Genomic DNA, 12998 nt, shown 5'->3' on the forward strand with positions numbered 1-12998 from the left:
AACCTGAAACACCCCGGCGGGCGAACGCCCGAAAGAGACCTATGGCGCACCAGATCACCAGCGCGTCCAATCCCCTGATCAAGACGCTCAAGACCCTGCACATGAAGAAGGGGCGCGCCGAGACCGGCCTCTTCCTTGCTGAAGGCGCAAGGTTGGCGGTTGAGGCGTCGGAACTGGGCGTCTGGCCGGAGATCTTGGTTTACGCGCCAGCGGCAATGGAGCGACCGCAGGTGCGCGCTTTGATCGCGGAAGCCGAAAAGCGGCGTGTGCGCGTGATCGAGACGAATGAGAGCATCCTTGGCCAGATCAGTAAGCGCGATAACCCACAGACGGTGATCGGCGCCTACAAGCAGCATTTGGCGCCCCTGGACTCGCTGGAGGGCGAGACCATCGTGGCGCTCGAAGGCATTCGCGATCCAGGCAATCTGGGCACGATTTTGCGTACTGCGGATTCGACGGGTGCCGGCGGCGTCGTGTTGATTGGCGAGACATGTGATCCGTTCTCGGTGGAAGCCGTACGCGCGAGCATGGGTTCGCTGTTTGCGATGCCGCTGGCGCGGGCGTCGTTCGAGGAATTGCTGCGCTACAAGACTTCGCGCGGCTCGGAGATGTCGGGCTTGTCGTTGAAGGGCGCCATGGCCGATGCGAACGCGCCAGCGCCGAAGCGCCTGATCATTCTGATGGGCAACGAGCAATCCGGCCTGCCGCCGCACATGGAGTCGGCGTGCGACGTGTTGGTAAAACTACCCATGCGCGGACGGGCGGATAGTTTGAACTTGGCGATCGCGACAGGCGTGATGCTGTATGATGTGTGGCGGAGACGCGGATATGACGGCGCGCGCGCCTGAGCTTTTGATTGCCGACGATTGGCAAGATTATCGCCTGCTGGATTCCGGCAATGGCGGCAAGCTTGAGCAAGTCGGCCCCTATCGCTTCGTGCGGCCCGAACCGCAAGCGCTCTGGGCGCCGGCGCTGAGCGCCGCTGAATGGGATTCAGCCGACGCAATTTTCTCGCCATCATCAGCGGATGACGATGAAGCCGGCCGTTGGCGCTTCAATCGCGAGCTGCCGCAGAACTGGACGTTGCGCTGGGATGATCTTTCCTTCGTGTCGCGCCCAACGCCGTTTCGCCATCTGGCCTTCTTCCCGGAGCATTCCGTGCATTGGCGCTACGCGCGCGAATGCTTGAAGGCGCATCGCGGACCGCAGCCGGAGGTGCTGAACTTGTTTGGCTATACCGGCCTCGCCTCGCTCGCGTGCGCTAAGGCTGGCGCGAAGGTGACGCATGTGGACGCGTCGAAGAAGGCGATCGGCTTTGCGCGTGAGAACCAAACAGCAGCGGGTTTAGCAGACGCGCCGATCCGTTGGATTTGCGACGACGCCCTGGGTTTCGTGAAGCGCGAGATCAGACGTGGGCGCCGCTACGACGGCGTGATCCTCGATCCACCGAAATTTGGTCGCGGACCTGATGGCGAGACTTGGCGACTAGAAGAGAGTCTCCCCGAACTTCTCGATGCCTGCCAAACGCTGCTGCGCACCGATCCGAACGATCGCGCGAGCGCCAAGGGCTTCATGATCGCAACCGTGTACGCGGTACGGCTCTCGTATTTGGCGCTGGCGCAGACGGCGCAGCAAATGTTCATCGGCGGCCAATGGCAGACGGGCGAAATGGCGCTGCCGCACGCGGGGCGCGATTTGCTGCTGCCGACGGCGATCTTCGCCCGCTGGCGGGGTTAGTGAAAATTCCGACCTTTTGGCATTACGTTTGCGGCCGGGCTTACCTCTAGACTGATGCGCACATTGCGCGGGTGACGTTGGCGTGGGTCATCGCCCGTACCACGGCGCGGCTCATCCGTCGGCCCGCGTGGATCGATCTTGGCGCCTGCGCTGGAGAGCGCCGCTAGCATCGGGGTGTAATCATAAATGCGCTCGGCGATGACATGGATCACGCCGCTTTCGCTCTGCACCGGCCCATCCACCGCGACGAGGCGCCCCGCCAACACTTGACGGCGAAACTCCTCGAACACTTTGGGCCAGACCACGATGTTGGCTATGCCGGTTTCGTCTTCGAGTGTCATGAAGATCACGCCCGACGCTGTGCCGGGCCGCTGGCGCACAAGCACGAGCCCGGCCACGCGCGTGCGCTGGCCGTTTGGCATCTGCCGCAAGGCCTCCGCTTTAATCGCGCGGCGATCTGTGAGATCGTCGCGAAGAAGTGCGACTGGATGCGTTTTCAGCGAAAGCCCGAGGGTGCGATAATCTTCCACCACGTGCTCGCCAAGAGGCATCGGCGGCAGATCAAAATCCGGCTCCTGTGTTGAATCATACGCACGCGCGAAGAGCGGCAAATCTTCTTGCCCGCCGACGCGGTTTAATCCCCGCGCCGCCCACAACGCCTCGCGGCGATCGAGGCCAAGAGAGCGGAACGCGTCGATGTCAGCCAAATGCTCGATGGTTGAGATCGAGAGCCCGCTGCGCAGCCACACATCGCGCACAGAATCGTAACCTACCCCACGATTGGAGACGAGTGCGCGCATTTCCTCTTCGCTTAAACCCTTAGCTTGGCGAAAGCCCATTCGCATTGCATGCGTACTTCGGATATCGCCAACCATGTCGGCGTGATTGCCATGCACGCGCTTGGCCGCCTCTGGGCCAGGCTCAAGTGTGTTGTCCCAATCCGAGTGATTGATATCGATCGGACGAATTTCAACGCCGTGATCAGCGGCGTCACGGATGATCTGCGCCGGCGCGTAAAAGCCCATCGGCTGCGCATTGAGCAACGCCGCTGCGAAGACATCCGGATAATAGCATTTCAGCCAAGAAGAAGCGTACACGAGGATAGCGAAACTTGCCGCGTGGCTCTCAGGAAAGCCGTATTCACCGAAACCTTCGATTTGCGAGAAGGACGCTTCCGCGAACGCGCGCTCATAGCCATTCTCGATCATGCCGTTGATGAATTTCTCTTTGAGCGATCCAATCGTTCCAACGCGCCGGAACGTCGCCATGGCGCGCCGGAGCTTATCCGCTTCTGGCGGGCTAAAGCCGGCGGCGACAATGGCGATCTGCATGGCTTGCTCTTGAAACAACGGCACGCCAAGCGTCCGCTTCAAAACCTCGCGCAGCGCCTCTGAGGGATACCTCACCTCTTCGATCCCCTGCCGCCGCTTCAGATACGGATGCACCATGCCGCCTTGGATCGGACCAGGTCGTACGATCGCGACTTCGATCACGAGATCGTAGAAATCCTTAGGCTGAAGCCGCGGCAGCATCGACATTTGCGCGCGACTTTCGACTTGGAAGACACCAATAGAGTCCGCGCGGTGCAGCATTTTGTAAACGCGCTCATCATCTGTTCGCGATGTGAGCGTGACGTGCTCTTCACCAGGATAATGCTTGGCGCAGAGGTCGAAGGCTTTCTGCAGGCACGTGAGCATACCGAGGCCGAGCACATCTACCTTCAAGATGCCCAAATCCTCCAGATCGTCCTTATTCCATTCCACAACCGTGCGATCGTCCATCGCCGCGTTCTGGATTGGCACGACATCATGTAATTTTTCGCGTGTGATGACGAAGCCGCCGACATGCTGCGACAGATGACGCGGAAAGCCCTGCAACGCATTCGAGAGCGCCATGCATTGCATGAGCCGCTTATCGTTTACGTCGAAGCCATTCTCACGTAGGTCCTTCTCATCCACCCCGCGCGACCACCAATGCAGCATCTTTGACAGCGACGTGATGGCGTCCTCAGAATAGCCGAACACCTTGGCGACCTCACGCACCGCGCTGCGGCCGCGATAACAGATCAAGGTGGCGGCAAGCCCAGCGCGTTCGCGGGTGTATTTCTTGTATATGTATTGGATCACTTCTTCGCGCCGCTCGTGCTCGAAATCGACATCGATATCCGGTGGCTCGTTACGCTCTTCGGAGACGAAACGATCGAAGAGAAGCTGGTTCTTGGCGGGATCGACCGAGGTGACGCCGAGGCAATAGCAAATCGCGGAATTCGCAGCGGAGCCTCGGCCTTGGCAGAGGATGGACTTGACCGGATTGCCGTCCTTATCGAAGCCAGAGCGGGCAAACTCGACGATATCCGCCACCGTCAGAAAATACGGCGCATATTGTTTGCGCCCGACGATACCGAGTTCGCGAACGAGCGCGTCGCGCACCTTTTGCGGAACGCCTTCCGGATAACGCTTCTCCGCCCCCGCCCAAGTCCGCGCCTCAAGCGCCTGCTGCGGATTGGCATATCCTGCTGATGTCTCCTCCGGATATTCATAGCGCAGCTGATCCATCGAGAAGTTCACGCTCGCAAGAAAGCGCGCGCTTTCCGCAACCGCCTCCGGCGCATCTCTGTAAAGCCGCAGCATCTCCTGCTCGGGCTTCAAATAGCGCTCCGCATTCTTCGCCAGGAGCACACCCGCGTCGGTGAGACGCTTTTTCTCGCGGATACAGGTCACGACATCGAGCAGCGGGCGTCGATCCGGGTGATGCATCAGCGGCTCGGTGGTGGCTATGAGCCGCGCGCCTGTTTGCACCGCAAGCGTTTTAAGCCGTCGGATGCGACGACGGTCTTCTCCGTTGAATTGGAAGGGCGCTGCGAGCCATGCCGCGCCGGACGCTTGCTTGATCTGCGTGAGATACGCCGCCATCGAGTCAGGCGTTGCGCCGAGTTCGAATGCCGGGATCAGGATCGTCTGCAGACCTTCGGCGTGCGCGAAATAATCTGTGAAATCGAGCCAGCATTCGCCTTTGGGCGCACGGCGATTGCCGATCGTGAGCAGGCGCGTGAGATTCGCATAAGCGGCGCGATCTTTGGGATAGGCGATGAGATCAGGCGTCCCGTCACGAAACACCAGACGCGCGCCAACGATTAGGCGGATATCGCCTTTTCCCTCCTCCTTCAGCGATTTTGCTTTCACATGCGCACGCACGACACCGGTAAGCGTGTTGCGGTCCGCGACACCAACGCCGACAAGCCCCAGCGCAAGCGCCTGCTCCACCATTTCTTCCGGGTGTGAACCGGAGCGCAGGAAGGAAAAGTTCGTGGTGACGCAAAGCTCGGCGAAGCTCATGCGAACAGCCCGTGCACGAACCAACGCGGCGTGCCTGCTTCGCCGTAGAGACCTTCGCGATAGAGCCAATAGCGGCGCCCCTCGTGGTCTTCGACACGATAATAATCGCGCGTAGCGGCCTCTTCTGTCCAATCGCCACTGATACGTTCTGGTCCTTCCGCACGCGCGACCTCACGCAACACGCGTCGCCAGCGGAACCGAATTGGCGGGCCATCCGGCACCGTGGCAAGCGCTTCAATCGGTTGCGCGGGCGAGAATAAGCGGATGGGCCGGCGCTGCACGCCATCTGCTGGCGGTTTCAGCGCTTGCGCATCCTTCGTTTCACTTAGCGCAGAGCGCCAACCGCTCGCGCGTTCGGGCGCATGTAGCTCATGCACTTGTGGGCGCAGCACACGTTTAGCGCCGAGGCGAACGCTCAAGATGTCAGCGATCCCGCAGATCTGCTCCGGCGTCGCGCGCCCTTCTTCGCTGACAACCAATTCGCACGCGGTTTGAGCGATGGGCGCCAAGTGTACGATATCGAGCCGCGCCGCCTCGATGCCAAATTCCGCGTCGATATTCTCAGCGACAACATTGAGTTTCTCACGGAAGAGCCGGATCAGTGCTTTGACCTCGCGCTCCGATCGCGACACGCCGACCGCAATCACGCGATCGCGGCCATCGACGCCGAACAACACCAATTCCAAACGTCGCGCGCCGGCGCCGCGCATGTCGAGTTTTTCGACGACGTCGCCGCATAAATCCTGCATCACGTGCAGGATTGCCTCTGTTGTGAAAATCGGTTCGAGAAAACGGCGCAGCGCGAAGATAGGCGGCGGCGGACGGCGCGGCGTTAAAGCTTCAGGCGCGCGTCCGAAAGCTTGATCGAGCCGCAGCATCGCCCGCTCGCCAGCGCGGGCGGTGAAGGCGCTACGCGGCGCGTCCCTCAACTGGCCGATCGTTTTCATGCCGAGGCGACGTAATAGCGCAGCCGCCTGCGGATCGAGACGCAGCGCCTCCACCGGCAAAGCGGCAAGCGATTCTAAATCGGCATTTGGCTTGCGAGCATAACGCGCGAGGGCCCACGCCGCGCCAGGTGTTGGCGCGACAGCCGCACGAGCACCAAAGCCTTGCGCGTACAAGCGCGCGACGATCATATCGCGTAGCGCTTGCTCACCCCCGAACAGATGCGCGCAGCCGGTGATATCGAGAAACAGCCCTTCCGGCGGATCAATCACGACAATCGGCGTAAAACGCTCACACCAAGCCGCGATTGCATCGAGTGCGCGCGCGTCCTCCTCCGGTTCAGCTTCAAAAGCTTCCAGCCTGGGCTGGATCGCGCGCGCATCCGCGAGCGACATCGCCAAGCGCAAGCCCAGCTCGCTCGCGCGTTTGTCGACGCTCGTCAGCTGATAGGCGTTGGCTTGCTTGGCATAGATCGCGAGCGGACGATCATCGCCCGGCGCGCGCCCGGACCGCTTCAAACGATCCGTCGCGAGCCGCGGCAGATAGATCGCCAGCCAGCGCGCGTTCTGCGAAGGCGCGGGCATGTGCGTTCCAATCGAGGATGAAAGTTTGGCCGGATGGGCCAGCGCGATTGCGCGTGAGTTCGGCGCGAAAGGCAGGCGGCCCGAGTTCGTGATCGACGCCATCGCTGGTGACAGGCGCAATGCGCCAGCGCGTCCACGCCGCGCTTGGCCCGACTTCGGGCTGCAGCAACAGACAACGTGACCGGTTGCGCTCGGCAAAGAGCAACAGACGACGGCTGGCTTTGAGATCGAGCGCTTTGCCACGCGCGCCAAGCGCGCAGATAACGACAGCACCGGGCGCCGCCAGCCCCTGCTCGGCCGCCCATAATGTCTCTTCTCGCTTCTTGGCGCGGATCACGATCAGCCGGCTGAGGTTGAGCCCATATTGGGCAAGCCCCACCGGGTAAGGCGCGCCTTCTTCCGAGAAGGCCGCCTCTTCACCGGCCCACAAGATCGCAGGCGGGTTCCAGCTGGCGGTGAGCGCCAGGGCAAACCCCATCGCGGCAGCCTCAGCGCCAGGTCCGGCAGGTCCAATCTCGTGCAACGCCGCCTTGGCCATACGCCCGGCCTGGGCGGCAAAATCCCCTGCTCCCCCGGGGGAGCCGTCGCGTAGCGACTGAGGGGGGAAACCGCCAAGACATGGCGGACTTACCCCCTCCGGCTCACTTCGCTCGCCACCTCCCCCGTAAACGGGGGAGGAATATGCTGGACGCGGACTCATGTTCTCTATATGTTCTAGACGATCGAGTCGTTTTCGGCAAGGGTCGCCATGTACGCCTACGCGTTCTTCGACACTTCCATTGGTCGCTGCGGCCTAGCCTGGGGACCACGCGGCATTGTTGGCGTGCAATTGCCCGAACGCAGCGAGGGCACGACACGCACGCGCCTGATGCGCCACTGCCCCAACGCCGATGAGATCGAACCGCCGAAACAGATCGCACGCGCGATTGAGGAAATTGCCGCGCTTTTGCGCGGCGAGAAGAAAGGTTTGCGCACACTGCAGCTCGATATGAGCCGCGTGCCGGCCTTCAATGCGCGCGTCTATGAAACTGCCCGCGCCATCGCCCCAGGCAAGACGCGTACCTATGGCGAGATCGCGCGCGCGATCGGCGATCCAAGCGCTGCGCGCGCCGTTGGCCAGGCACTCGGGCGCAATCCGTTTGCGATCGTGGTGCCGTGCCATCGTGTCGTCGGGGCGAACGATAAGCTCGTCGGCTTCTCCGCGAGCGGTGGTATCGCCACCAAGCTCAAGCTCTTGGAGATCGAAGGCTGGCGCGCCGAAGAGCAGCTGTTGTTTGAGGAATTGGCCTAGAGAGCCGCACGCTCTGCATCATAATTCGCGTAGGAATGCTTCAGCGTCGCGTGATTGAGAAGCATTTCCGCCACTTGGCGCTTGCCTGTCGCATCGAAAATGCGCGTGCGGACCCAATAGGATTCCGTGCGCTTGCTCTCCGACAACGCGGCGATCTCACGCCGTAGGATATAATCCTCGCCGACGAAGAGCGGCCCTTCGATCATGCGAATTTCTTGATCGGCGAAAAGCCCGATAGCAGGACCTTTCGTTGGGAACGCCGCTTGCGTGCTCGAATATTCCGCCAACACGCTGACCATTTCGAGCGGAATGATCGGCCGACCCCAGGGCGATGCAGCAGCGTCAGAATACCAGGGCGAGTTTTCAGTGATGACCGCCAATTTCTGGTTCAAGCTGAACGGATAGAGCGCGCCCATGTGCTGATCGGCGTCCATGCGCACGCGCTCTTCAACAGCACCTTGCATACCGACTTTGAGCTTCGCGAGGATAACCAATTTCTCTGGCGGCTTCAGCGACGCCAAACGCTCATCCAGTAAGGTGCGGCCCGCACCAATGCTGGCGCTCGCTTCCAGTACGGGTGTCCCATCGGATTTCTCCGCCCACACGCGCGTCGATTTCGCGCCATCAGGCGGGATGGCGGCGAAGGCGCGCACGGCTTCGCCTTCGACCACCATGTTTTGATAGTGCGCGGACAAGCATCCACGCTCGAACCAATCCTTGCCCCATAGCTTGCCGAGCAGAGGCGCGAACTGGCTAAAGTGCGTCGGCCCCTCGATCGGCCCCGCTTTAAAGCCGAGCCGTTCAGCCATTGCATCATCGTGCAGCGAGCTGTGCCCGCCATATTCCTGCTCAGCCAACATCTGCCGCGGCTTGCGCAACGGCCCGGCCAGCGCCAGCGGCGTGTCAAAGCCCGACACTTAGCGCCCGCTCGGCAAATCCTTGAACGCCACACCTTTGTCGACGCGTACGTCTTGGGGCAGGCCAAGCACGCGTTCGGCGATGATGTTCTTCAGAATCTCATCCGTGCCGCCAGCGATACGCAGGCCGGGCGCCCACATATAGCCCTGCTGGAAGGCGGCCTCCATCGGCATGAGATCACCATCATTGATGATGCCGTAATGGTCCATCGACTCGATGGCCGTATTGCAGATGTCCATCAAATGATTGGCGTTGATCACCTTGCCGATCGAGCTTTCCGGCCCCGGGGTTTGGCCGCGCGAAAGCGCGGTCATCGTGCGGAATTTCGAGAGCTTGTATCCCTCCGCCTTTACGATCCAATCGGCGAGCTTTTGCCGGAAGGCTTCGTCCTGCACGAGCGTACCTTGGCCGGTCGGGCTTGGCATCGTGCGCGCGAGCTCGAGGATTTCTGCGTAGTCCGGCCCCGTTGAACCGCCGACGGCCAGACGTTCGTTCATCAGCGTCACGAGCGCGACGTTCCACCCCATGCCCGGTTCGCCGAGACGGTTCTTATCGGGCACGCGCACGTCGGTGAAATAGACTTCGTTGAACTCACGCCCGCCCGACGCCTGGTGAATTTGGCGCACTTCGACACCCGGCGCCTTCATGTCCACGATGAACATGGTGAGGCCCTTGTGCTTTTCCACGTCCGGATTGGTACGCACGAGCACGATGCCGAAGTCGCAGAAGTGCGCGCCAGTGGTCCATACCTTTTGACCGTTGATGACCCAATCGTCGCCATCACGCACGGCTTTCGTCTTCGACGCCGCGACGTCCGATCCAGCGCCGGGCTCGGAGAACAGCTGGCACCAAATCTCTTCGCCGCGCAGCGCCTTGGCGACATAACGATCCTTGGTCGCGTCATCGCCGAACGCAATCACGGTCGGCACGCACATGCCGAGACCGATGGCGAACGGCTGCGACGGCGCATCGAACTTGGCCTCTTCCTGATTGAAGATAACCGCATAGATTGGCGGCAGGCCGCGTCCGCCCTGCTCCTTCGCCCAGGTGATGCCGGCGAAACCTGCTTCAGCCTTCTTCTTCTGATAGGCCTTTGCCGCCTTCACATACTCCTCAGTCGAAAGGCGGCGCGACAGACGCTCCTTGTCGGAGCCTTTGGGCGAGCAATTCTTCTCAAGAAACGCGCGAGCCTCGGCGCGGAACTTGGCTTCTTCGGGGGTATCGTTGAAATCCATTGTTCTGATCCTTAAGCCGCGTTGCGCCGTTCCAGGCGCCTCACCAGTTTTTCCTTCCATGCAGCCGGACCGCCGGCCTGCAATGCGAGCAATTTGGCGCGGCGGTAGAAGAGGTGGCAGTCGACCTCCCAGGTGAAGCCCATGCCGCCGTGCGTTTGGATGTTTTCCTTGGCGCAAAGATAATACGCATCGCTACCCGCCGCGCGCGCCGCGGCGGCGGCGAACGGCAGCTCCGCCGCTTCCGTCGAAAGCGCCCAAGCGCCGTAATAGGCGTTGGACCGCGCCACCTCGATCGCGACATACATGTCCGCGAGCTTGTGTTTGATCGCTTGGAAGGAGCCAATCTGACGCGAGAAGGCGTAACGGTTTTTGGCGTAATCCGTCGCCATCTCGAGGCACGCTTGCGAGCCGCCGACTTGTTCGAAGGCCAGCAGCACGGCGGCGCGATCAAGCACTGCTTCCGATAGCTCCCAGCCCTGGCCGGCCGCGCCCAAGCGCTCAGCCTTCGCATTCTTGAATTCAAGCTTGGCGTGGCCGCGTGTGGGATCGAGCGTCTTCAGCGTCTCGCGTGTCACGCCCGCCTGATTCAGATCAACCAGGACCAGCGAAACTCCAGAGCCTTCCTTCGCCACAACGACCGCCCAACCCGCGACGTCTCCATCCGTGACCGGGATCTTCACCCCGTTCAGCGTGGCGCCATCGAATTTGGCTTGGACGCTCGCCGCCGTCGGCGCGCCTGGCCCCTCGGAGAGCGCGAAGCAGCCGATCGTCTCACCACTCGCGACTTTGGGGAGATGCGCAGCCTTCTGCGCATCGCTGCCCGCCAACATCAAAGCTTCCGCAAAAAAATACACGGTCGACGAAAATGGGATCGGCGCGACAGCGCGGCCCAATTCCTCCGCCAGCACGCAGAGCTCAAGACGCCCCAAGCCCAGGCCGCCATGTTCTTCCGGAATTGCGGCGCCCAGCCAGCCCATCTCGGCCACGGCCTTCCACAAGCCTTCATCGTACGAGATCGCCGCATCATTCAGCACGCGGCGCGTGACCTTAGCGCCGGCCTTGTCGGTGAGGAATTTTCGCGCCTCGTCCCTGAGGCTCTTTTGATCGTCGGAAAAGTCAAAATTCACGTCATGTCCTCCCGCGGACGCCGTTTTTGGTTGCCGACAGCTTAACGCGCCCGTCAGGGGCGACGGAAGAGTGTCTTGGCGTCAATCCCTGTTCACGAAGGCGAAAGCGCGTTGCGGTAGCATTGCTCAAATTTTCGGGGTGAGTAACCAATGGCGAAGGCGGTCTTTCATAAGGGCCAGCGCGTGTTCGTGCGTCCGGTCGGCACCTGGGCGGCGATCGAGCGCGTCAATCCGCAATGGGTCAAGGGCGTCGAGGAACCGCTCCGTGTGACCTACGAGGTCGGCCTCGGGCGCGACTTCCAGGCGCACGAATTGGCCGCGGAAGAGCGCGACGCCGCCAAGCCCGACCTCATCGCCACGGAAAATTGGCGCATCCTGCGCGCCGTGAACCGTCTGTCCGCGGACTCACGTGATCCGCGCCACCCACACCCGGGCACATTCCCGGTTGTGGTGACCGACGAGAAGGACTGGGGCGGCTGGCGAGTGCCGATGGCGGAGTACGATCGCGACCCGGCGCGCATCGAACACCAGGCGCGCGTCATGGCCAATGCCCAACGCCTGATGCGGGTCGCGCGCGAGCTAACCGAGTTCGCCACCGATCATCCACACGAAACACCGGCGCAGTTGCAGGATCTCGCCGCCCAAGCCGAAATGGTGTTGGCCGCGATCTACAAGGACAACACCGCATCGCGTTCGGATGCCGTGCTCGCCGCTGAATAACCCGCATTGATTTTCAGAGCCGCGCGGCTCATGTCAGGTTTTCCGCTAGGAGACCTGCCGCATGCGCGACGCCGAAACCGTCACCGTCCGCCTGTCTGAGTACACGCCGCCAGCATATCAGATCGACGAGATTGCGCTCGTTTTCGCCTTGGAACCGTCGGCCACTCTGGTGGCCGCGCGTAGTCACGTGCGCCGCTCCGGCGCCGCAGCGGCGCCGCTGATTTTGAATGGCGAGCGGCTCGAATTGCAGAGCATCGCCATTGATGGCGCGCCGCTCACGACCGACCAGTATCGCGAGGAGCCCGGCAAGCTCATCATCTTCGATCCGCCGCCGGAATTCCGACTAGATATCGTCACCCGCATCAATCCGGCCGGCAACACGCACCTCGAGGGTCTTTATATGTCCGGCGGCCGCTTCTGCACTCAGTGCGAAGCGGAGGGCTTTCGCGCCATTACCTATGCGCTTGATCGGCCCGATGTTCTGGCGCGCTATGCCGTGCGCATTGAAGCTGACAAGGCGGCCTATCCGACACTGCTCGCAAACGGCAACATGACAGAAAGCGGCGACCTTGACGGCGGCCGTCACTATGCCGTCTGGGTCGATCCGCACCCCAAGCCGTCATATCTGTTTGCACTGTGCGCCGGCAAATACGAGTCGATCCACGACAGCTTCACCACAAGAAGCGGCCGCGATGTCGCGCTGGGCATTTATGTCGATCCGGGCGATTCCGAGCGCGCCCGCTACGCCATGGATGCGCTGAAGCGCTCGATGAAATGGGACGAAGAGGTATTCCAGCGCGAGTACGATCTCGACGTCTTCAACATCGTCGCCGTGCGCGATTTCAATTTCGGCGCGATGGAAAATAAGGGCCTCAACATCTTCAATTCGTCGCTGATCCTAGCCGACGCCGACACGGCGACGGATGGCGATTTCGAAGCGATCGAGGCTGTCGTCGGCCACGAATATTTCCACAATTGGACCGGCAACCGCATCACCTGCCGCGACTGGTTTCAGCTCTGCCTGAAGGAAGGCCTCACGGTTTATCGCGAGCAGGAATTCAGTGCCGACCAACGCTCGCGCGCCGTGCAACGCATTAAAGACGTGA

At 61.6% G+C, this 12998-nt stretch carries 11 protein-coding genes; 5 read left to right on the plus strand and 6 right to left on the minus strand.

Annotated features, from left to right (window positions below; translation table 11 throughout):
• Positions 1–41 precede the first annotated feature (41 nt).
• Both VF769_RS03365 and VF769_RS03370 read left to right on the plus strand, forming a co-directional pair.
• Positions 42–848 (plus strand): RNA methyltransferase, encoded by an 807-nt coding sequence (locus VF769_RS03365; protein ID WP_331006952.1) that lies wholly within the window; start codon positions 42–44, stop codon positions 846–848.
• Positions 829–1737, plus strand: a complete 909-nt coding sequence (locus VF769_RS03370; RefSeq protein WP_331006953.1) for a class I SAM-dependent methyltransferase — start codon at positions 829–831, stop codon at positions 1735–1737. The genes VF769_RS03365 and VF769_RS03370 overlap by 20 nt, the downstream gene beginning before the upstream one ends.
• On the opposite strand, the gene VF769_RS03375 is transcribed toward VF769_RS03370, so the two are convergent.
• Genes VF769_RS03375 through VF769_RS03385 form a run of 3 tightly spaced genes read right to left on the minus strand, consistent with a single transcriptional unit; the run spans position 1734 to position 7139 of the window.
• Entirely contained in the window at positions 1734–5072 is a 3339-nt protein-coding gene (locus tag VF769_RS03375) for an error-prone DNA polymerase (protein ID WP_331006954.1), read from the minus strand. The genes VF769_RS03370 and VF769_RS03375 overlap by 4 nt on opposite strands.
• Positions 5069–6601, minus strand: a complete 1533-nt coding sequence (locus tag VF769_RS03380; RefSeq protein ID WP_331006955.1) for a DNA polymerase Y family protein — start codon at positions 6599–6601, stop codon at positions 5069–5071. The genes VF769_RS03375 and VF769_RS03380 overlap by 4 nt, the downstream gene beginning before the upstream one ends.
• Positions 6504–7139 (minus strand): hypothetical protein, encoded by a 636-nt coding sequence (locus VF769_RS03385; protein ID WP_331006956.1) that lies wholly within the window; start codon positions 7137–7139, stop codon positions 6504–6506. Before VF769_RS03385 ends, VF769_RS03380 begins: the two co-directional genes overlap by 98 nt.
• Before the next feature lie 210 nt (positions 7140–7349).
• Between VF769_RS03385 and VF769_RS03390 the strand changes: the two genes are divergently transcribed.
• Complete coding sequence (locus VF769_RS03390) at positions 7350–7892, plus strand: methylated-DNA--[protein]-cysteine S-methyltransferase (protein WP_331006957.1); 543 nt, start codon at positions 7350–7352, stop codon at positions 7890–7892.
• Here VF769_RS03390 and VF769_RS03395 read toward each other — a convergent pair.
• From VF769_RS03395 to VF769_RS03405, 3 genes are read right to left on the minus strand one after another with little or no spacing between them, the layout of a single operon-like run.
• Positions 7889–8752: a hypothetical protein gene (locus tag VF769_RS03395; protein ID WP_349258087.1), complete on the minus strand. Its 864-nt coding sequence runs from the start codon at positions 8750–8752 to the stop codon at positions 7889–7891. The two genes, VF769_RS03390 and VF769_RS03395, sit on opposite strands and share 4 nt — an antisense overlap.
• 57 nt (positions 8753–8809) lie before the next feature.
• Positions 8810–10045, minus strand: a complete 1236-nt coding sequence (locus tag VF769_RS03400; protein WP_331006959.1) for an acyl-CoA dehydrogenase family protein — start codon at positions 10043–10045, stop codon at positions 8810–8812.
• Positions 10046–10056: 11 nt separating this feature from the next.
• Complete coding sequence (locus VF769_RS03405) at positions 10057–11172, minus strand: acyl-CoA dehydrogenase family protein (protein WP_331006960.1); 1116 nt, start codon at positions 11170–11172, stop codon at positions 10057–10059.
• Between the two features lie 150 nt (positions 11173–11322).
• Here VF769_RS03405 and VF769_RS03410 point away from each other — a divergent pair, with 150 nt between their 5' ends.
• Positions 11323–11892 (plus strand): hypothetical protein, encoded by a 570-nt coding sequence (locus VF769_RS03410; RefSeq protein ID WP_331006961.1) that lies wholly within the window; start codon positions 11323–11325, stop codon positions 11890–11892.
• Positions 11893–11953: 61 nt separating this feature from the next.
• Positions 11954–12998 (plus strand): M1 family aminopeptidase (locus VF769_RS03415; protein WP_331006962.1); only part of this gene is annotated, 1045 nt, incomplete at its 3' end.

Source organism: Vitreimonas sp., assembly GCF_036392335.1.
Lineage (GTDB): Bacteria > Pseudomonadota > Alphaproteobacteria > Caulobacterales > Aquidulcibacteraceae > Vitreimonas.

What these genes read in the sequence shown, in the direction of transcription:
- VF769_RS03390 (WP_331006957.1), top strand. Translation starts at nt 7,350, where the DNA reads ATGTACGCCTACGCGTTCTTCGACACTTCCATTGGTCGCTGCGGCCTA.
- VF769_RS03375 (WP_331006954.1), bottom strand. Translation starts at nt 5,072, where the DNA reads ATGAGCTTCGCCGAGCTTTGCGTCACCACGAACTTTTCCTTCCTGCGC.
- VF769_RS03385 (WP_331006956.1), bottom strand. Translation starts at nt 7,139, where the DNA reads ATGGCCAAGGCGGCGTTGCACGAGATTGGACCTGCCGGACCTGGCGCT.
- VF769_RS03365 (WP_331006952.1), top strand. Translation starts at nt 42, where the DNA reads ATGGCGCACCAGATCACCAGCGCGTCCAATCCCCTGATCAAGACGCTC.
- VF769_RS03400 (WP_331006959.1), bottom strand. Translation starts at nt 10,045, where the DNA reads ATGGATTTCAACGATACCCCCGAAGAAGCCAAGTTCCGCGCCGAGGCT.
- VF769_RS03370 (WP_331006953.1), top strand. Translation starts at nt 829, where the DNA reads ATGACGGCGCGCGCGCCTGAGCTTTTGATTGCCGACGATTGGCAAGAT.
- VF769_RS03380 (WP_331006955.1), bottom strand. Translation starts at nt 6,601, where the DNA reads ATGCCCGCGCCTTCGCAGAACGCGCGCTGGCTGGCGATCTATCTGCCG.
- VF769_RS03410 (WP_331006961.1), top strand. Translation starts at nt 11,323, where the DNA reads ATGGCGAAGGCGGTCTTTCATAAGGGCCAGCGCGTGTTCGTGCGTCCG.
- VF769_RS03395 (WP_349258087.1), bottom strand. Translation starts at nt 8,752, where the DNA reads ATGTTGGCTGAGCAGGAATATGGCGGGCACAGCTCGCTGCACGATGAT.